This window comes from Microbacterium schleiferi (genome assembly GCF_015565955.1).
Classification (GTDB): domain Bacteria; phylum Actinomycetota; class Actinomycetes; order Actinomycetales; family Microbacteriaceae; genus Microbacterium; species Microbacterium schleiferi_A.
The window spans coordinates 1,735,732-1,754,330 of record NZ_CP064760.1; the positions used below are offsets into that span (position 1 = coordinate 1,735,732).

General features: G+C 66.6%; 18 protein-coding genes and 1 pseudogene. 3 read left to right on the top strand and 16 right to left on the bottom strand.

The genetic code is table 11. The features are described from left to right. Positions 1-2: 2 nt before the first annotated feature. Positions 3-1,364 (bottom strand): deoxyguanosinetriphosphate triphosphohydrolase, encoded by a 1,362-nt coding sequence (locus IT882_RS08270; protein WP_229381998.1) that lies wholly within the window; start codon positions 1,362-1,364, stop codon positions 3-5. After that, positions 1,312-2,475, bottom strand: a complete 1,164-nt coding sequence (gene dusB / locus IT882_RS08275; protein WP_229381999.1) for a tRNA dihydrouridine synthase DusB — start codon at positions 2,473-2,475, stop codon at positions 1,312-1,314. Before dusB ends, IT882_RS08270 begins: the two co-directional genes overlap by 53 nt. Before the next feature lie 70 nt (positions 2,476-2,545). On the opposite strand from dusB, the gene IT882_RS08280 reads away from it, so the two are divergent. Beyond that, a complete protein-coding gene (locus tag IT882_RS08280; protein WP_195691502.1) occupies positions 2,546-3,049 on the top strand; it encodes a glutathione peroxidase in 504 nt (167 codons plus the stop codon). Between the two features lie 24 nt (positions 3,050-3,073). Here the strand turns inward: IT882_RS08280 and IT882_RS08285 are convergent, their stop codons facing one another. From IT882_RS08285 to recO, 3 genes and pseudogenes are all read right to left on the bottom strand, one after another. Continuing rightward, positions 3,074-4,468 carry a glutamate decarboxylase gene (locus IT882_RS08285; RefSeq protein WP_195691503.1) on the bottom strand — a complete coding sequence of 465 codons (1,395 nt, stop codon included), beginning with the start codon at positions 4,466-4,468 and terminating at the stop codon, positions 3,074-3,076. 95 nt (positions 4,469-4,563) lie between these two features. Further along, complete coding sequence (locus tag IT882_RS08290) at positions 4,564-5,376, bottom strand: isoprenyl transferase (protein WP_195691504.1); 813 nt, start codon at positions 5,374-5,376, stop codon at positions 4,564-4,566. Beyond that, positions 5,373-6,148 (bottom strand): annotated as a pseudogene (gene recO / locus IT882_RS08295) (DNA repair protein RecO). Before recO ends, IT882_RS08290 begins: the two are co-directional and overlap by 4 nt. A gap of 36 nt (positions 6,149-6,184) precedes the next feature. Between recO and IT882_RS08300 the strand changes: the two are divergent. Further along, positions 6,185-6,910 (top strand): trimeric intracellular cation channel family protein, encoded by a 726-nt coding sequence (locus IT882_RS08300; protein WP_195691505.1) that lies wholly within the window; start codon positions 6,185-6,187, stop codon positions 6,908-6,910. Positions 6,911-6,937: 27 nt separating this feature from the next. Here the strand turns inward: IT882_RS08300 and leuA are convergent, their stop codons facing one another. Next, on the bottom strand, positions 6,938-8,698 hold the full coding sequence (leuA, locus tag IT882_RS08305; RefSeq protein ID WP_195691506.1) for a 2-isopropylmalate synthase: 1,761 nt from the start codon (positions 8,696-8,698) through the stop codon (positions 6,938-6,940). 193 nt (positions 8,699-8,891) lie between these two features. Here leuA and IT882_RS08310 point away from each other — a divergent pair, with 193 nt between their 5' ends. Then, positions 8,892-9,506: a hypothetical protein gene (locus IT882_RS08310; RefSeq protein WP_195691507.1), complete on the top strand. Its 615-nt coding sequence runs from the start codon at positions 8,892-8,894 to the stop codon at positions 9,504-9,506. 21 nt (positions 9,507-9,527) lie between these two features. Here the strand turns inward: IT882_RS08310 and era are convergent, their stop codons facing one another. The 10 genes from era to IT882_RS08360 form a co-directional block, all read right to left on the bottom strand. Next, on the bottom strand, positions 9,528-10,427 hold the full coding sequence (gene era / locus IT882_RS08315) for a GTPase Era (protein WP_195691508.1): 900 nt from the start codon (positions 10,425-10,427) through the stop codon (positions 9,528-9,530). After that, positions 10,424-11,770: a hemolysin family protein gene (locus IT882_RS08320; protein ID WP_195691509.1), complete on the bottom strand. Its 1,347-nt coding sequence runs from the start codon at positions 11,768-11,770 to the stop codon at positions 10,424-10,426. The genes era and IT882_RS08320 overlap by 4 nt, the downstream gene beginning before the upstream one ends. Continuing rightward, positions 11,767-12,237: an rRNA maturation RNase YbeY gene (ybeY, locus tag IT882_RS08325; protein WP_195691510.1), complete on the bottom strand. Its 471-nt coding sequence runs from the start codon at positions 12,235-12,237 to the stop codon at positions 11,767-11,769. Before ybeY ends, IT882_RS08320 begins: the two co-directional genes overlap by 4 nt. After that, positions 12,234-13,262, bottom strand: a complete 1,029-nt coding sequence (locus tag IT882_RS08330; RefSeq protein ID WP_229382385.1) for a PhoH family protein — start codon at positions 13,260-13,262, stop codon at positions 12,234-12,236. The genes ybeY and IT882_RS08330 overlap by 4 nt, the downstream gene beginning before the upstream one ends. Before the next feature lie 64 nt (positions 13,263-13,326). Continuing rightward, the gene (locus tag IT882_RS08335; protein WP_195691511.1) at positions 13,327-13,674 is read right to left on the bottom strand and encodes a histidine triad nucleotide-binding protein; all 348 of its coding nucleotides are present in this window, start codon (positions 13,672-13,674) and stop codon (positions 13,327-13,329) included. A 22-nt stretch (positions 13,675-13,696) separates the two neighbouring features. Further along, positions 13,697-14,434, bottom strand: a complete 738-nt coding sequence (locus IT882_RS08340; protein ID WP_195691512.1) for a 16S rRNA (uracil(1498)-N(3))-methyltransferase — start codon at positions 14,432-14,434, stop codon at positions 13,697-13,699. Positions 14,435-14,436: 2 nt separating this feature from the next. Beyond that, entirely contained in the window at positions 14,437-15,552 is a 1,116-nt protein-coding gene (dnaJ, locus tag IT882_RS08345) for a molecular chaperone DnaJ (RefSeq protein ID WP_195691513.1), read from the bottom strand. Between the two features lie 48 nt (positions 15,553-15,600). Beyond that, positions 15,601-16,635, bottom strand: a complete 1,035-nt coding sequence (gene hrcA / locus IT882_RS08350; protein WP_195691514.1) for a heat-inducible transcriptional repressor HrcA — start codon at positions 16,633-16,635, stop codon at positions 15,601-15,603. A gap of 101 nt (positions 16,636-16,736) precedes the next feature. Next, positions 16,737-17,945: a radical SAM family heme chaperone HemW gene (gene hemW / locus IT882_RS08355; protein ID WP_195691515.1), complete on the bottom strand. Its 1,209-nt coding sequence runs from the start codon at positions 17,943-17,945 to the stop codon at positions 16,737-16,739. Continuing rightward, the gene (locus IT882_RS08360) at positions 17,945-18,589 is read right to left on the bottom strand and encodes a DUF1990 family protein (protein WP_195691516.1); all 645 of its coding nucleotides are present in this window, start codon (positions 18,587-18,589) and stop codon (positions 17,945-17,947) included. The genes hemW and IT882_RS08360 overlap by 1 nt, the downstream gene beginning before the upstream one ends. Positions 18,590-18,599 lie beyond the last annotated feature (10 nt).

Below are 18,599 nucleotides of genomic sequence, written 5' to 3' on the forward strand. Positions count from 1 at the left end.
CCCTACCGCGTCCGCATCGGCGCACCGGGTACCCAGATGCCCAGCGAAGCGGCGTCGACCTCGCCCACGAGGCGGCCGTGCCACGAGATCGCGTGCTGGTCTGTCAGGCTCGCTACCTGGTCGACGATCGTGCGGCGCCGTTCGCGATCGCTGGCGGCGTGATCGAAGTCTTCTCGATGTACGGCATCCAGCTCGTGGGGGTTCTCCCAGAGCGCTGTGGCCAGGCGCTTGAGCAGGCGGCGCTGTTCCTTGTAGAGCGCCTTGCGACCGTCGATACTCACCACCACAGCACCAATGATGCCCTTGAGCACCCCCATCTCCGCCTCGATGACGCGAGGAACGACGACGTGAGCGTGGAAACGCGTCAAGTCGGGACCTGTGGCGGCAGCGCGGGTCGCCGTGACGGCGGCACGGGCGAAGCGGCCGATGAGGTCGCTGGTGAGGTTCTTCAGCCGGGCCAGATCAGACCGCGTTCCCGAGAAGGTCGCGACCCACTCCGGCATCCGCATCAGGCGGTACAGCGCGTCTTCCAATTCATCTCGGGCGAAGTCGTAGCCCACCCACGTCTGGATGGCCTGGATGAGAGCGTCGTGCTCGGCAGGGTCGGCCAGCCGAGCCGGATCCAGATAGCCATTGACGATCGCGTCTTCGAAGTCGTGCACCGAATAGGCGATGTCATCGGAGAGGTCCATGACCTCCGCCTCGACGCAGCGAACGCGCCCCGGAGCGCCCAGGCGCATCCAGACGAACACCGCCTCGTCCTCGTCGTAGACCCCGTACTTGAGACGCCCACCGGGATCAGGGAGCGGGTGCGCCGAGGTCCACGGGTACTTGCACGTCGCATCCAGGCTCGCCCGTGTGAGGTTCAGCCCGTGGCTGCGGCCGTCCGCGCCGATGACCTTGGGCTCCAGACGAGACAGGATGCGCAGGGTCTGCGCATTGCCTTCGAAGCCCCCGATGTCTTCGGCCCAGTCGTTCAGCGCACGCTCGCCGTTATGACCGAACGGAGGATGCCCGAGGTCGTGGCTGAGGCAGGCGGTATCCACGACGTCGGGAGCCAGCTGCAGCGCGGTTGCCAGCTCGCGTCCCACCTGGGCGACCTCGAGCGAGTGCGTCAGGCGGTTGCGGGCGAAGTCAGCGGGGCTTGCCGGACTCAGGACCTGCGTCTTCGCGGCAAGTCGACGAAGAGACGCCGAATGCAGGACCCTCGCCCGGTCCCGCGCGAAGCCGTCGCGCTGCGACCGGTGTCGCTCGGCGTAGAAACGTTCGGCATCGGCATCCGAGTACCCGGGGTACACCGGGATTTCCCGCTCAGCCACCGCTGTGGTCCAGTTCGGCGTCGGCGAGTGCACACGAGTCGACACCGTCAATCTCCTGCGATTCGAGCCATCGGTCCGGAAGCGCGGGGCGCTTCGGGCTTCCGGCGCGCCCGCGCTGTCCCTCGGCGGCGCTCCCGGGGTACGGCGCATCGAGGTCCATTTCCGCCAGGAGTGCGTCGATCTCAGCGATCGACGACACCGTCGCGAGCCGTGCTCGCAGGTCTCCGCCCACCGGGTACCCCTTGAAGTACCACGCGACGTGCTTGCGGATGTCGCGGCATCCTCGACCCTCGTCGTCGAAGAACTCGACCAAGAGCTCGGCGTGCCTGCGAAAAGCGCGCGCAACGAAGCCGAGCGTCGCATCCACCGTCGGACCGGCATCGACCTCGAAGGCCCGCGCCAACTCTCCGAACAGCCACGGCCGTCCCAAGCATCCACGACCGACGACCACGCCGTCGCACCCTGTTTCGAACATCATCCGTGTCGCATCCTCAGCGGCCCAGATATCGCCGTTGCCCAGTACCGGGATCGAGGTCACGTGGTCCTTGAGACGGGCGATCGCCTCCCAGTCCGCCTCACCGGAGTAGAACTGGGCGGCTGTTCGGGCGTGGAGCGCAACGGCGGCGACCCCAGCGTCCTCGGCGATCCTTCCGGCTTCGAGGTAGGTGAGGTGGTCGTCATCGATGCCCTTGCGCATCTTCACCGTCACCGGGACGCGCCCCGCCGCAGCCACGGCGCGCGTGACAATCTCGCGGAACAGGCCGAGCTTCCAGGGAAGCGCCGCGCCGCCGCCCTTCCGCGTGACCTTGGGCACGGGGCATCCGAAGTTCATGTCGATGTGATCGGCCCGGTCCTCCTCCACGAGAATGCGAACCGCTGCCTCCACGGTGGCCGGATCCACGCCATACAGCTGAATGGACCGGGGCGTCTCGGACTCGTGGTGGGTGATCAGCCGCATCGTCGTCTCGTTCCGCTCCACGAGAGCCCGCGACGTGATCATCTCACTCACGTAGAGACCGGCGCCGTACTCGCGGCACAGTCGCCGAAACGCCGTGTTGGTAATGCCCGCCATAGGCGCGAGCACAACAGGCGCATCGACCGTGATCGGACCGATGCGCAGCGGCGCGACAGACGTGGCGGACGGGGTGGACGGCATCCCCCCATTCTCCCAGACCACGGGGATGCCGAGCCGCGCCGCCCCGCCGAGCCGGCGGTAGCCTGAACCCATGACCGACGTGCAGCAGGTTCCCCTCCGTGACATCCCTTTCACCACCGCCGACGGCGGGAGCGCGACGCTGGCCGAGTACGGCGACGGCGTGGTCATGGTGGTCAATGTCGCCTCCAAGTGCGGCCTGACCCCGCAGTACGAACAGCTCGAGCAGCTGCAGAAGACCTACGGCGATCGTGGATTCACCGTCGTCGGCTTCCCCTGCAACCAGTTCATGGGGCAGGAGCCCGGCAGCATGGAAGAGATCCTCGACTACTGCGCGACCACGTGGGGTGTGTCGTTTCCGGTCGTCGAGAAGATCAAGGTGAACGGCTCGCACGCCGCGCCCCTCTACAAGGCGCTGAAGAAGGCGCAGGATGCCGAGGGCAAGCGTGGCCCCGTGCTGTGGAACTTCGAGAAGTTCATGATTACCCCCGATGGCACCGTCCACCGCTTCCGGCCGACCACCAAGCCGGACGATCCCGCGATCGTCGCGGTAATCGAGGGCGCACTCCCCCGCTGACGCCTCGACGCGTCATCTACGACCTCAGTGGTGGAAGCTACCAGCCTCTTCCTCGCTCATCGGCACCGAGACCGGATGCCGGTCGAAGTGGGCGATCGCGTCACGATAGTCATCCATCAGGAGCGTGGCCTCGTCGCGGCTGAATCCGGCACGGACGAGGATGCGCTGCACGGCGAGATCCTGTCGGTTGGCCGGCATCGTGTAGGCCGGCACCTGCCAGCCGCGGGTCCGGAGCCGGTCGGCGAGATCGAAGAGCGTGAACCCGTGGTCGACCCCCTCCACGAGTTTCCACGAAACCGCGGGAATCCCGTGCTCGGGGCTTCCGTCGTTGATGATCTCGAAGTGACCGAGCTTCGTGATCTCTTCGGCCAGGTACAACGCCGTGTCGTAGCAGGCCTGCTGCACCCGCCGATAGCCCTCGTAACCCAGACGGACGAAGTTGTAGTACTGCGCGATGACCTGGCCGCCAGGACGCGAGAAGTTCAGCGCGAACGTCGGCATGTTGCCACCGAGATAGTTCACCTCGAAGATCAGGTCTTCGGGGAGCTCGGATGCGTCGCGCCAGACGATCCAGCCGACGCCGAGCGGGGCGAGGCCGAACTTGTGTCCCGACGCGTTGATGGACTTCACGCGAGGAAGGCGGAAGTCCCAGACGATGTCGGGGGCGGTGAAGGGTGCGAGGAAGCCGCCGCTTGCACCGTCGACGTGGATCGGGATGTCGAGGCCCGTGCGTGTCTGCAGATCGTCGAGAGCGGCGCTCACGGCTGCAACAGGCTCGAACTGCCCGGTGAAGGTCACGCCCAGTGTGGGGACGACGCCGATCGTGTTCTCATCCGCCCGGGAAATCACTTCGTCGGGCGTCATGATGAGCCGGTCGTGCTCCATGGGTATCTCCCGCAGCTCGATGTCCCAGTAGCGGGCGAACTTGTGCCAACAGACCTGCACGGGCCCGCAGATGAGGTTTGGCTTGTCGGTCGACAGTCCAGCTGCACGGCGGCGCTCACGCCACTTCCACAGCAGCGCCATGCCGCCGAGCATCGCTGCCTCGCTCGATCCGGTCGTGGAGGTACCGAGCGTGTTCTCGGCCTCGGGCGAGTTCCACAGGTCGGCAAGGATATGCACGCATCGTGCCTCGATTGCGGCAGTCTGCGGATACTCGTCCTTGTCGACCATGTTCTTGTCGAGCGTCTGGGACATGAGGTCCCTGACCTCCGGTTCCAGCCACGTCTGGCAGAACGTCGCGAGGTTCTGGCGTGAGTTGCCGTCGAGGATCAGCTCATCGGAGACGAGCTGATAGGCGTGCCGCGCGAGCTGTTCGCTCTGGGGCATCCGGAACTTGGGGAGCCGCGCCGATAGCTCGGTCGAGGCGAACACCTCGTCGAATAGCTCATCGCGGATGTTGTCCCGTTCGTGAAGCATGGCATCTCCTCCGGGTCACCTCGAGTCTCTCAGCACTCGCCGGGCCGCCGCCACCGCCCTGCGAAACCTCTGTGGGCTCGGAACGACCACGCGGGCTAGAGCGCAGGAGGCTCCGGGGTGTCGACCGCCCCGCCGAAACGGCGATCGCGGCCGAGATACAGGTCGATGGCCCGCCACAGGTCAGCTCGGGAGAAGTCCGGCCAGAGGGTATCGAGGAAGGCGAACTCCGCGTAGGCGGACTCCCACAAGAGAAAGTTGGAGGTGCGCTGTTCGCCGCTCGATCGCACGAACAGATCAACGTCGGGCATGTCTGGCTGGTACAGGCGGCGTGCGATGAGCTTCTCGTTGACCGCCGAGGCCCGCAGCTTGCCCGCCGCAACGTCATCGGCGATCGAACGCACCGCGTCCACGAGCTCGACGCGGCCCCCGTAGTTGACGCACATCGTGAGCGTCAACACGTCATTGTCCGCCGTCAGCTGCTCGGCGAACTGCAGTTCCTTGATGACGCTCGACCAGAGCCGAGGCTTTCTGCCCGCCCACCGAACCCTGACACCCCACTCGTTGAGCTGATCACGGCGCCGATGGAGAACGTCGCGATTGAACCCCATAAGGAAGCGGACTTCGTCAGGCGACCGCGACCAGTTCTCGGTCGAGAACGCATAGACAGAGAGGTGCTTGACGCCGGCCTGAATCGCGCCTGCCACGACATCCAACAGCGCCGCCTCACCGGCCTTGTGGCCCTCGACGCGTGTGAGACCCCGCCGGTTCGCCCAGCGTCCGTTTCCGTCCATGACGATCGCGACGTGGCTGGGCACTGACCCCTTCGGGTAGTCCGGCGGGTAGATTCCCGTCCAGTCGATCGGCCGGTAGGCGACGGCATCCCGGTGGGTGTAGGGCTTGGGGCTCACGATGTGGGTTCCATAGTCTGCAGGGGCGGCGCCTTCGGCTCGGGTGGCGCGAACGTACCGAGATGCTCGAGCGAACGGATGCCGCGCTCAAGGTGCCACTGGGTGTAGGCAGCAATCAGGCCGGATGCGGCGCCGCCCGCATGCGGCGATGCCGCATCGACGATCGACCACTCCCCCGTCATGAGCGCGCGCAGCACCCCGAGGGTCTCGGCATCCACCCGCGCCGAGCCGACCGGCGCGCAATCCGGGCACACCATCCCACCGAGCTGCGCGACGAAGGACGTGTGCTCGCCGACGCGCCCGCACCGGGCGCACGCGTCAAGGCCGGGCGCCCATCCTGACAACGCCATCACGCGAAGCAGATACGAATCGAGGATGCTGCGCGAACCGTGCTCGCCCCGCGCCAAAGCCCGGAGCCCCCGAGGAGCAGCAAGTACTGGGGTGTCGTGGCTTCTGACTCACTGAGCCGGTCTGCAGCCTCAACCATCGCGTGTGCTGCCGTATAGCGGTCGTAGTGCAGCGCGATATCGGCGCCGTACGCGCCGAGGCTGTCTGCCTGTTGCACGATGTCGAGCGATCGTCCCTGGTAGAGCAGGACATCGGCGACCATGAACGGTTCGAGGCGGGCACCGAACCGTGACGACGTGCGACGTACCCCCTTCGCCACCGCACGGACCTTGCCGTGCCGGCGGCTCAACAGGGTGACGATCCGGTCCGCTTCGCCCAACTTGTGGGTGCGCAGGACCACGACCTCGTCGCGATAGGTGGGCACCTCTCGATTATCCCGGCACCGAGCGACAATGGACGGGTGAACGAGCCGCTCTTCGTCATCCCGCTGTGGGCTGATCTGTCAGCCGTGGCACTGGGCGGTCTCCAAGGCGCGCTGTTTGCCTCGGGATTCCGCGGTCAACGACGGCTCGACCTCCTGGGCGTGGCGATCATCGGGATCGTCATGGGGATGGGCGGCGGCCTCATCCGCGATCTGCTCCTGAACGTGGCACCCTCGACGCTGCAGTCCAACTGGTATCTGTTGACCGCGATCGCCGCGGCGCTCCTGGGAATGCTGCTGGCATCCGTCCTGAACCGCGTGAACTGGCTCATCGTGGGATTGGATGCCCTGGTCATCGGCCTGTTCGGCGCGTTCGGGACGAGCAAGGCGCTGGTCATGGGCCTTCCTGCGGTCCCCGCGGTCTTCGTGGGGGTGGCTGCAGCGGTCGGCGGCGGCATCCTTCGCGACGTGCTCATGGGGCTTCCCGTCGCGATCATGCACGTCGGTTCGCTCTATGCGGTCGCTGCCGCCGTCGGGTGCGGGGCGCTCACGATCGCCCATGGTTTCGGTGTGCCGCTGGTCGCCTCAGCCATCATCGCTGTGTCGGTCACGACGGTCATCCGGCTTCTCGCCGTCGTCTTCGACATCTCGCTCCCCGAACAGCGCGCCCTCTACCGCCGCAAAGTCGCCGTCGAGACATCGGCGATCACCGTCGTCGGCGACGCGCGTGAGAGGGACGCAGACGGCAACGGGGTCACCGGCTGACCGGCGACCCCGCGTGCACGATGAGGGTCAGACTGCTGCGAGCACCCCAGATGCCTCACGTACCCGGATGGCACGGTTCACGCCCGACACGATGGCCTTCAGCGAGGCCGTCGAGATGTCGCCGTCGATCCCGACACCCCAGAGGCGCTCGCCCTCGGCCTGCAGTTCCACATAGGCGGCAGCCTGCGCATCGCCACCGGCGCTGAGAGCGTGCTCAACGTAGTCGTAGACAGTGACATCGAAGCCCTGCTCACGCAGAACCTCGAGGAACGCGGCGACCGGACCGTTGCCGATCCCACGAGCCGTGATCTCGGTGTCGCCATCGCGCAAGCGCACGTCCAGCGCGACGTCACCGGTCATATCGCTCTCGGTGCGGGTCGACAGCAACTCGAAGCGGCCCCAACGCTCGTCGGCGGCTGCTGCGGGCAGATACTCGTCCGTGAAGATCGACCAGATCTGCTCACTGGTGACCTCGCCACCTTCGGCATCCGTCTTGGCTTGAACGACTCCCGAGAACTCGATCTGCAGCCGTCGCGGCAGATCCAGCGCGTGGTCGGTCTTCAGCAGATAGGCGACGCCGCCCTTCCCTGACTGCGAGTTGACCCGGATGACCGCTTCGTAGGAGCGACCGAGGTCCTTGGGATCGATCGGCAGATACGGGACCGCCCACTCCAGCTCGTCGACAGAGACGCCCCGTTCGTCGGCAGCAGCAGCCATCGACTCGAAGCCCTTCTTGATCGCATCCTGGTGGGAGCCGCTGAAAGCCGTAAACACGAGGTCGCCCGCCCACGGGCTGCGCTCGTGCACCGGCAGCTGGTTGCAGTACTCGACGGTGCGCTTGACCTGGTCGATGTCGCTGAAGTCGATCTGCGGATCGACACCCTGCGTGAACAGGTTGATACCCAGTGCCACCAGGTCGACGTTTCCGGTGCGCTCGCCGTTGCCGAACAGGCATCCTTCGATCCGATCGGCGCCGGCCATGTATCCGAGTTCTGCCGCAGCGATCGCCGTGCCCCGGTCGTTGTGCGGGTGCAGCGAAATGATGACGTTCTCGCGGTGGCTCAGGTGGCGACTCATCCACTCGATCGAGTCGGCATACACGTTCGGCGTGGCCATCTCGACCGTGGCAGGCAGGTTGATGATCACCTTGCGCTCGGGAGTGGGCTCGAACACCTCCAGCACCTGGTTGCAGACGTCGACAGCGAACTCGAGTTCGGTACCGGTGTAGCTCTCGGGCGAGTACTCGTAGAACACCTCGGTGCCCGGGACCGTGGCCTCGAACTTCTTGCACAGGCGAGCACCCTCGAGCGCGATGTCGATGATCCCCTGCTTGTCGGTGCGGAACACGACGTCGCGCTGCAGGATGCTCGTCGAGTTGTAGAGGTGCACGATCGCGCGCTTCGCGCCATGGATGGACTCGTAGGTGCGCTCAATGAGGTGCTCGCGCGCCTGGGTCAGGACCTGGATCGTGACGTCGTCCGGGATCACACCGTCTTCGATGAGGTGGCGGACGAAGTCGAAATCGGTCTGGCTTGCGGAGGGGAAACCGACCTCGATCTCCTTGTAGCCCATCTTCACGAGCAGATCGAACATGATCCGCTTGCGTTCGGGGCTCATCGGGTCGATGAGGGCCTGGTTTCCGTCGCGCAGGTCAACCGCACACCATCGAGGCGCCTGCGTGATCTTGGCGTCAGGCCACGTGCGATCGGGGACCGAGACGCGGATCTGCTCGTGATACGGAACGTACTTGTGCGTCGGCATCCCCGACGACGTCTGGGTGTTCTTCATGGTGTCGCTTCTTCCTGCTTTGTCTTCTGGCTCGAGGTGAACGGGCCGGCACGAAGCTCCGCGACGAGGTAGGCCCTAGATGGCCCCGCCGCGGCAGCTAAGAAGAAGCGAGAGTGCACGCATAGGGCGATGTTATCAGCAAATCGCCCTATGACCTGCGAGACGATTGTGCTTCCACCGACACTCCAGGGGTATGGGCATTGTCACTCGGATCAGCACGGCAGCTGTCGCTGCCGCCTCACTCCTCGTCATGGCCGGCTGCGCTACCGGGCAGTCGGCGGGAGGGAGCGCGCTCGCGACGGCGCAGGTAGCTCCGCCCTCGGGCGAGGTGGTCGGCACCGGAATGTTGCTGGATGTCGCCGGCGACGCAACGCTCTGCCTCGGTCCTGTCGCCGAGTCCTTCCCACCCCAATGCGACGGTCTCACGCTCGTGGACTGGAGCTGGGACGGGGTCGATGGGTACGAGGAATCGGGCGAAACACGGTGGGGCACGTATGCCGTGTTCGGCACGTTCGATGGTGACGTGTTCACCGTCACCCAGCCACCGATCATGCTCGCGCTGTACGACCCGATGAGGCCCGAGCACCCGACGGGCGGGGTACCCGGCGAGACACCGGCCGCCGAACTCGACGAGATCGCGACCGAACTGCCGGCGGCGCTCGGCGATCTGCTGCTCGCCACCTGGACGCAGGACGGCTACCTCTGGGCGGACGTCGTCTGGGATGACGGCACGCTGCAGGCCGCGGCTGATACCGATTACGGCGATGGCGTCGTCATCATCCGCTCCGCGCTCCGCCCGATCGGCTGAGCTCGCGGCGGCGACCAGGTGTCAGAAGCCGAGGCGGCCGAGCTGCTTCGGGTCTCGCTGCCAGTCCTTGGCGACCTTGACGTGGAGAGACAGGAACACGCGGGATCCGAGCAACGGCTCGATCTGTCCGCGCGCCGCAGCACCGACGCGCGCGAGTCGCGACCCCTTGTGCCCGATGATGATCGCCTTCTGGCTGTCGCGCTCAACGACGATGTCGGCGTAGACGTCGATGAGATCGGAGCCCTCTCGCGGTGCGACCTCCTGGATGACGACGGCGATGGAGTGGGGCAGCTCGTCCCGCACCCCATCGAGGGCGGCTTCCCGGATGATCTCGGCGACGCGGTCATCGTCGGACTCGTCGGTCACGACGCCATCCGGGTAGAGCGCTGGTCCCTCGGGCAGGAGCCGCAGGATCTCGTCGGCGAGCACACCCAACTGATCGTCGGTGGCGGCTGAGAGCGGGATCACGGCAGCCCAGTCCTCGCGCAGGGCATCCACTTCCATGAGCCGCTCCGTGATCTGGTCGCGGGAGGCGGCATCCGTCTTGGTCACCACGGCGATCTTCCGTGCCGACGCATACCCGTCGAGCGACTCCGCGATCCGACGGTCACCGGGGCCGACCTTCTCGGTGGCCGGGGCGCAGAAGGCGATCACATCGACGTCGCCGAGGACCTCTTCGACAAGGTCGTTCAGGCGCTGACCCAGCAGGGTGCGGGGCCGGTGCAGGCCCGGAGTGTCGACGATGACGATCTGTCCGCCGGGGCGGTTCAGGATGCCGCGAATGGCGCGCCTGGTGGTCTGGGGTTTGTCGCTCGTGATCGCGATCTTCTCTCCCACGAGCGCATTCATGAGCGTCGACTTCCCAACATTGGGCCGTCCCACGAATGTCACGAAGCCCGACCGGAACTCACTCTCGCTCATGACCGCACCTTCCGTTCATTCACCGGACCGGACGACGCAGACGCGCCGCCATCGTCGGTGCTCTCAGCTTCGGCGTCGACACCCGAGGGCTGCGGGATACGTTCCACGAAAACGGTGGTGATTCCGCGGCCCTTGCCACGGGATGCGCCGCCGGTGATTCGCAGACCCTCGAACTCCGTCACTGCTCCGGGCTGCGGGACCTTGCCGAGCTGCTTACCGAGCAGCCCGCCGATCGAGTCCACTTCATCGTCTTCCAGATCGAGGTCGAACAGCTCTCCGACCTCGGCGAGACCCAGACGAGCACTCACGCGGTAGCGACCTTCAGCGACCTCGGCGATCTCCGTGGCCCGCGGATCGAACTCGTCCGCGATCTCGCCGACGAGTTCCTCGATCAGGTCCTCGAGGGTCACGAGTCCGGAGACACCACCGTACTCATCGACCACCATGCACACGTGCACGGCTTCGCGCTTCATCTGCTGAAGCAGAGTTTCCGCGCGCATGGACTCGGGCACGAATACGGCGGGACGCGCGAGCTGTGAGACCGCAGCTGCACGCCACCCCGCCTCGTCCCGGTAGGCGAACTGGACGAGATCCTTGAGGTAGACCATCCCGATGACGTCGTCAGCATCGTCATCGACGATCGGAACGCGCGACACGCCCTTGTCGAGGAACAGCTCCATCGCATCCTTGGTCGTCGTGTCGGCGTCAACGGTGACCATCTCGGTGCGCGGCACCATGACAGCCCGGACATACGTGTCGGTGAAATCGAACACGGAGTGGATCAGCTCGCGGTCATCCTCTTCGATGAGGTCCTGCGAGGCCGCCTCATCCACCATGCTCAGCAGCTGCTCTTCGGAGGCGAACGACGACCCACGGGCAACGCCGGGTGTCACCCGGTCGCCGAGGGCGACAAGCCCGTGGGCGAGGGGACCCAGCACGATGCGCATGGCGCGGATGACGGGAGCTGCCCCGCGCAGCAGCGCCTTGGCATGCAGCCGCCCGACGCTCCGGGGGCTCGCGCCGACGACGACGAACGAGATGCCCGTCATGATGATGGCGGCTGCCAGCATCGCCCACCAGATGCTGTCGAACAGGATCGTCAGCGCCACCGTGACCAGCACGGCAGCCGTCGTCTCGGACAGAACGCGAATGAAGCCGGCCGCGTTGGCGTGAGCTGCCGGGTCATCGGCGATGCCGCGCAGGAATGCCGCGTTGCGGCCCGCCTGGCTCATCTCTTCGAGATCTGACCGCGAGGTCACCCCGAGCGCAGCATCCACCGCCGCCATCAGACCGCCGAAGGCGACCAGCAATGCGGCTGCGGCGAGCAGCAGAGCCGCGGTCACGGCTTGAGGCGGCGGCGTTCGGCCGCATGGAATCGTGTGATGAGGTCCCGCTGCAGCGCGAACATCTCGCGTTCCTCCGCGGGCTCGGCGTGATCGAAACCGAGCAGGTGCAGCAGCCCGTGAGTGGTGAGCAAGATCAACTCATCCATCGTGGAGTGGCCTGCCGCCTGCGCCTGACTCTCGGCGACCTGCGGGCACAGGACGATGTCACCGAGCAGACCTTCGGGCGTCGGGGCATCTTCGGTGCCGGGGCGAAGCTCATCCATGGGGAAGCTGAGCACATCGGTGGGACCGGGTTCGTCCATCCATTGGACGTGCAAGGACTCCATCGCGCCCTCATCGACCAGAAGGATGGCGAGGTCGGCGTCCGGGCTCACGAAGAGTTCTGCGAGGTTGTTCTCGGTCAGGCGAAGCAGGACGGTCTCGTCCACCGCGATGCCCGACTCATTCGTGATCTCGATCGTCATCGGCGTCCTCGCTTGGGCAGGTGATCGCGGGGGCCGGCAGGGCGGGTTGCACTGCGTCGTTCGGCCCGGTTGCTGAGCTCGCTCGCCTCGTCGCGTTCACGCTTGGCCGAGAGGCGCCGGTCGTCGTACTCGGAATACGCGTCAACGATCTTGCCGACGAGCGAATGCCGCACGACGTCGTCGCTGGTGAGATAAGCGAAGTGGATGTCGTCGATGGTGCCCAGCACCTTCGTCACCAGACGCAGACCCGATGCTCCCTGCGGCAGGTCGATCTGCGTGATGTCACCGGTGACGACCATCTTGGTGTTGAACCCGAGCCGGGTCAGGAACATCTTCATCTGTTCGGGAGTCGTGTTCTGGGCTTCATCCAGCACGACGAACGAATCGTTGAGGGTCCGACCACGCATGTACGCCAGCGGCGCAACCTCGATCGTTCCCGTCGCCATAAGCTTCGGGACGATCTCGGGATCCATCATCTCGTTGAGCGCGTCGTAGAGCGGCCGCAGGTAGGGGTCGATCTTGTCGGTCAACGTGCCCGGTAGAAACCCGAGACGCTCCCCCGCTTCGACCGCGGGGCGGGTCAGGATGATGCGGCTGACCTCTTTGCACTGCAGCGCCTGCACCGCCTTGGCCATCGCCAGGTAGGTCTTGCCGGTACCGGCAGGCCCGATGCCGAAGGTGATCGTGGTGTGCTCGATAGCATCCACGTAGGACTTCTGGCCGAGCGTCTTGGGCCGGATCACCCGGCCGCGGCTCGAGAGGATCGCCTCGCCCAGCACTTCGGACGGGCGCGGGTTGCCTTCGCTTTGCAGAATGCGGTTCGAGCTGGAGACATCGGCGGGTGCGAGGTCATGACCGGTACGGGTCATGGTGAGGAGCTCTTCGACGAGGTCTCGCGCCGCAGCGACGGCTTCCGGACGGCCGGCGAGGGTGATCTCGTTGCCGCGCACATGCACATCGACATCCGGATGCTCACGCTCGACGACCCGCAACAGCCGGTCCTGCGGTCCGAGAAGCTGCACCATCGCGACACCGTCAGCGAACAGCTGTTCGGTGACGGTGTCTCCCGACTCCGCGCTGCTGCCCGGATCAGCCACCGAGACTACCTTCTGTGAGGTCACCACCGAGGACATGGGCATGCACGTGGAACACCGTCTGGCCCGCACCAGAACCGGTATTGAACACGAGCCGGAAGTCACCGTCGCCGTGCTCGGCCGCAACATCCTTGGCTACGGCGACCATTTCGGCCAGGAGCGCAGGATCACCCGCGGCAAGCTCGGTGACATCGCGATAGTCGGGGCTCTTCGGGATGACGAGGAGGTGCAGCGGCGCCTTCGGCGCGATGTCGCGGATGACGAACACGTTCTCGGTCTCGGTGACGATCTCTGCGGGAATCTCGCCACGCAGGATGCGCGTGAAGACGGACGGTTCAGTCATGGCTTCAGTCTACCGACGGCCTCTACCACCGGCCGAGGCTTGCGCTCAGCGCCGCGATCGCCGCCGGTCCCGCGGTGGAGGTGCGCAGCACATGCTCACCCAGGCGTAGCAGCGTTGCTCCTGCAGCCTCGAGCGAGCTGAGCTCAGAGGGGTCGATCCCTCCCTCAGGCCCGACCACCACCACGATCTCCCGCGGGTCGGTTGGATCCAGCGTCAGCGCGCTCAGGCGCAGCGATGCCGTCGGTTCGAGCACCAGCATCCGGCTCGCCCCTGCACGCTCGCACAACTGGGCCGTGGTCACCGGGTCGTTGACCACGGGAAGCCACGCACGGTGGGCCTGCTTGCCTGCCTCGCGCGCGATCTGGCGCCAGCGAGCGACACCCTTCGCGCGCTTGCCCGCGTCCCAGCGTGAGACACTGCGCGCTGCCTGCCACGGGGTGATACTGTCTACCCCGAGCTCCGTGGACGCCTGCACGGCGAGCTCGTCCCGGTCCCCCTTCGCGAGAGCTTGGACGAGTTCGATGCGCATGTCCGGACGCGGAACATCGGTGCGACGGGCAACACGGACGACGACCTCGCGCGGCGCGACGGCTTCGCATGTCCCCTCGACCCAGGTCCCCGCACCGTCTCCGAGCGTGACAGTCTCGCCCACACGCACCCGGCGCACCGTCGCGGCATGGTGAGCCTCGGTGCCGGTCAGCGTCACGGTCTGGCCGGGTTCAGCATCCAGCCGATCATCGACGACGAAGTGAAGCGGCACGATCAGCCGTTCCGGAACCGATCGCGCAGCTTCGAGAACAGACCCTGGTGGAACTCCGCGAGGTGAGGCGCAGGAGCCTTCGTGCGCTTGGCGAACTCCTCGATGAGGCCCCGTTCCTTGGCATCGAGCTTGGTCGGCGTGACAACGTGCACGCCCACGCGCAGATCTCCACGCTGGCTACCGCGTAGCGGCGTGATGCCCCGGCCCTTGATGGTCAGCACGTCCCCGGACTGGACGCCCGGACGCACCTCGAGATCCACCGGCCCGTCGAGTCCCTCGATCGTGGCGGTCGCGCCGAGCACGGCATCCGGCATCGACACTTCGAGAGTCGCGAGCAGGTCGTCGCCTTCGCGACTGAACACGGGGTGCGTTGCGACCGAGACCTCGATGTAGAGGTCGCCGCGGGTTCCACCCCCGGGGCCGACTTCGCCGGATCCGGGCAGCTGAAGGCGCAGGCCGGTGTCCACCCCGGCCGGAATGTCGATCGACACGGTCCGCCGGGCGCGAACGCGACCCTGACCCTGACATGTCGCACAGGGATAGGGAATCGTCGTGCCATACCCCTGGCACGTCCCACACGGCTGCGACGTCACGACATTGCCGAGGAGGCTTCGAACCGTGCGCTGGATGTGGCCGGTTCCGTGGCAGATGTCGCAGCGCACCGGGGTCGTGCCGGGCTGCGTGCACGACCCGTTGCAGGTCTCGCACAACACGGCGGTGTCGACGTCGATATCGCGATGGATGCCGAACACGACGTCCTTCAGATCGAGATCGACGCGGACCAGTGCGTCCTGCCCGCGCTCCTTGCGTGAACGCGGACGGCCTCCTCGAGCCGCGCCTCCCCCACCGAAGAAGCTCTCGAAGATGTCGCTGAACCCGCCGAAGTCGCCGGCCCCACCGAAACCACCGTTCTGTCCCCCGCCCATGTCGTAGCGCTGCCGCTGCTGCGGGTCACTCAACACGTCGTAGGCGTGCGTGACGAGCTTGAACCGCTCGGCAGCCTCTTCGCCGGGGTTCACATCGGGGTGAAGCTCCCGAGCCAGGCGCCGATACGCCTTCTTGATCTCGTCGGGCGACGCGTCTCTCGACACGCCAAGGACCTCGTAGTGGTCAGCCACGGTCACCTTTCTGCATCCCGCGTGTTGCCGCGGGCACGTCACACGGGCTCATCGGCCCTTTTCGTCTTCGGCCAACAGCCGCGTCAGGTACCGCGCGACCGCGCGCACGGCAGCGAGGTTGCTGGGGTAGTCCATGCGAGTCGGCCCCATCAACCCCACGCGGGCTCGGGCGCCCGTGGCATCGTAGTCACTCGCGATGACAGATGCCTCGGAGAGCCCGAAGGCCTCATTCTCCCGGCCGATGCTGGCCGCGAGTCCGTTATCGTCGGCCACCATTTCGCCCATCAGGCGAAGGATCGTCACCTGCTCTTCGATCGCCTCCAAGAGCGGGTAGATGCTCCCGCGGAAGTCGCTTTCGCGGCGGGCGAGGTTGGCGGCGCCTCCCATCACAAGCCGGTCCTGGCGGAACTCATCCAGTTCCTCTTGCACCACGCGAAGGATGTCGGTGACCGCCGTTTGATGAGCGGTACGCACGTCGCCCGCTGCCTGCTCCTCGACGCGCTTCGCGCCCTGACGCACGCTGCGTCCGACCAGCAGCGTCGACACCTCAGCGCGCACGCGCGCGAGATCTGTCTCGTCGAGAACACCGGTGAGAAGCGCGAGGCGCTGAGACACCCGTCCCGTGTCGGTGACCACGATCACGAGCACCCGGGACGGCTCCAGCGCAACCAGCTCGACGTGCGTGATCGTCGCCTTGGAAAAGGACGGGTACTGCACGATCGCCACTTGCCCGGTGAGCTGCGTCAGCGCTCGGACTGTTCGCGCCAGCGCGTCATCGAGGTCACCAGGCCCCTCGAGGAAACTGGCGATCGCGGTGCGCTGCGCAGGCGAGAGCGGCCGAATCTCGGCGAGGTGATCGACGAAAACCCGGTAGCCCTTGTCCGTCGGGACACGACCGGATGACGTATGGGGTGCCTCGATGAGCTCCTCGTCCTCGAGAAGTGCCATGTCGTTGCGGATCGTGGCGGCCGACACACCGAAGGCGTGACGCTCGACGATGGCCTTGCTTCCGACGGGCTCGCGGGTGTCGACGTAGTCCTGCACGATTGCCCGAAGCACCTGAAGCCCACGCTCGCTGACCATGTCGCCTCCTTCCGCATCCGGTGTCGACCGCGTCGACGTCGTGCTAGCACTCACATCCTCAGAGTGCCAATTCTAGCGGATGCCTCTCCCCGCGCCCCGGATCACGCCGTCAGCGCGCGAACGACCCCGTCGGCCAGGAGTCTGCCCGCGCGGGTCAGGACGATGGTGCCTCGAACCGCCTCACGGCCGTCCACCAAGCCATCGGCGACGAGCCCGGCGACCGCGGGCCGGCTCTGCGGTGCCAGTTCGGCTACCGGCAGGCCCTCGACGGTGCGCACGCGCAGCATCACCCGCTCCAGCATCCGTGCGGTCTCGTCGGGGACTTCCAGGCCGGCCCCGGGCGAGTCCCCTGCCGACAGTCGTTGCGCGTAGGCGGCCGGGTGGCGGACGTTCCAGAACCGGACGCCGCCGATGTGACTGTGAGCGCCCGGACCGAACCCCCACCAGTCGTGTCCGCGCCAGTAGGCGAGGTTGTGTCGCGAGCGATCGCCCGGACTCCTCGCCCAGTTGGACACCTCGTACCAGCCGAAGCCTGCCGCAGTGAAGGTGGCATCCGCGTACTCATACATAGCGGCCTGCTCATCGTCGTCGGGCGCGGGCACCTCGCCGCGCCGAATGCGGCGCTCCAAAGCCGTGCCGTCTTCGACGATCAGCGCGTAGGCCGAGATGTGATCGGTCTCCAGAGCGAGCGCAGCCTCGACACTGCGCCGCCACTGCTCGAGGGTTTCACCGGGGGCTCCATAGATGAGGTCGACGCTCACGGCCAGCCCGCTGTCTCGCGCAGCCTGGACCGCCGTCGCGACATTCTCGGGCTGATGAGTGCGATCGAGCGTCGCGAGCACCTCGGGGACCGCCGACTGCATGCCGATCGATAGCCGTGTCACTCCCGCGCGGGCCAGCTCTGCCGCCACGTCGGGGGTCACCGTGTCGGGGTTGGCCTCGACCGTGACTTCGGCGTCAGCGTCGAGTCCGAACCGATCCTGCAGGGTCGCCAGGATCCCGGACAGATCGCGCGCCGGAAGCAGAGTCGGTGTTCCGCCACCGAAGAAGACCGTGCTGAGCGGGCGTTGGTGGGGCGCAAGGACGCGCGCCGCGAGGTCGATCTCGTCACGGAGGGTGCCGGCGTAGTCTTCCCGACGCGCGCCACGCAGTTCATCGGCGGTGTAGGTATTGAAGTCGCAGTACCCGCAGCGCACGCGGCAGAACGGAATGTGGACGTATGCCGACAGGGGCGTGGCGGGGGCGATGACGGCGCCGGGAAGGGACCCGTCTCGCGGAACAGGATCGCCGAGCGGAAGCGTCGCGCCCATCAGGGAGCGAACAGGGGCGATACCGCGGTCAGATAGGCGCGGAACAGCTGTCGCCGCCGACCACGAATCAGACGAGGCAGCAGTCGGTACAACGTGGATACGGGACGATCGAAGGCTCGGACGGTGAACCAGACTTCGTCGTTGTCGCGCCACTCGATTAAGAAGAGTTCTTCGCCGCTCACGACCGAACCACCGACCGTTCCCAGCGCGAACGCCGTGCGGCGCGGTTCTTCCACGGCCAGGATGACGCGCAACTCGGCATCCGCGCGGTATCCGCTCAGGCGACCGGTGACATGCACCGTCGCGCCCGCACTGACATAGGGGGTGCCTTCGGCATCAAAGCGCTGCTCGGCTTCGCGCCGGGAGGGCGCGACCGGTGTCCCGTCGGCGTCGTACGCGACACCGGCGTACCCGGAGCCCGAGGCGGGACGGATGTCTGCCAGCGACAGGCCCGCGCCGCGCAGGGGTGCCCACGACAGCAGCGACTCGGACGCGGACTCGAATCGCGCCTGCCCGCTGCCGATTCGCCAGGACTCTTCGGCGGGAATGCTCTTTTCCGGCGGATACTGCATGAGGTCGGGAGCCTGTGTGGCCCCGACAGCGGCATAGTCGACGGTTTCGTCCCGGAATGTTCCGCGGCGCATGGCGATCAGA

What these genes read in the sequence shown, in the direction of transcription:
- dusB (WP_229381999.1), bottom strand. Translation starts at nt 2,475, where the DNA reads ATGCCGTCCACCCCGTCCGCCACGTCTGTCGCGCCGCTGCGCATCGGT.
- IT882_RS08280 (WP_195691502.1), top strand. Translation starts at nt 2,546, where the DNA reads ATGACCGACGTGCAGCAGGTTCCCCTCCGTGACATCCCTTTCACCACC.
- IT882_RS08285 (WP_195691503.1), bottom strand. Translation starts at nt 4,468, where the DNA reads ATGCTTCACGAACGGGACAACATCCGCGATGAGCTATTCGACGAGGTG.
- leuA (WP_195691506.1), bottom strand. Translation starts at nt 8,698, where the DNA reads ATGAAGAACACCCAGACGTCGTCGGGGATGCCGACGCACAAGTACGTT.
- IT882_RS08310 (WP_195691507.1), top strand. Translation starts at nt 8,892, where the DNA reads ATGGGCATTGTCACTCGGATCAGCACGGCAGCTGTCGCTGCCGCCTCA.
- era (WP_195691508.1), bottom strand. Translation starts at nt 10,427, where the DNA reads ATGAGCGAGAGTGAGTTCCGGTCGGGCTTCGTGACATTCGTGGGACGG.
- ybeY (WP_195691510.1), bottom strand. Translation starts at nt 12,237, where the DNA reads ATGACGATCGAGATCACGAATGAGTCGGGCATCGCGGTGGACGAGACC.
- IT882_RS08330 (WP_229382385.1), bottom strand. Translation starts at nt 13,262, where the DNA reads ATGGTGCAGCTTCTCGGACCGCAGGACCGGCTGTTGCGGGTCGTCGAG.
- IT882_RS08335 (WP_195691511.1), bottom strand. Translation starts at nt 13,674, where the DNA reads ATGACTGAACCGTCCGTCTTCACGCGCATCCTGCGTGGCGAGATTCCC.
- hrcA (WP_195691514.1), bottom strand. Translation starts at nt 16,635, where the DNA reads ATGGTCAGCGAGCGTGGGCTTCAGGTGCTTCGGGCAATCGTGCAGGAC.
- hemW (WP_195691515.1), bottom strand. Translation starts at nt 17,945, where the DNA reads ATGGGCGCGACGCTTCCGCTCGGCGATCCTGTTCCGCGAGACGGGTCC.
- IT882_RS08360 (WP_195691516.1), bottom strand. Translation starts at nt 18,589, where the DNA reads ATGCGCCGCGGAACATTCCGGGACGAAACCGTCGACTATGCCGCTGTC.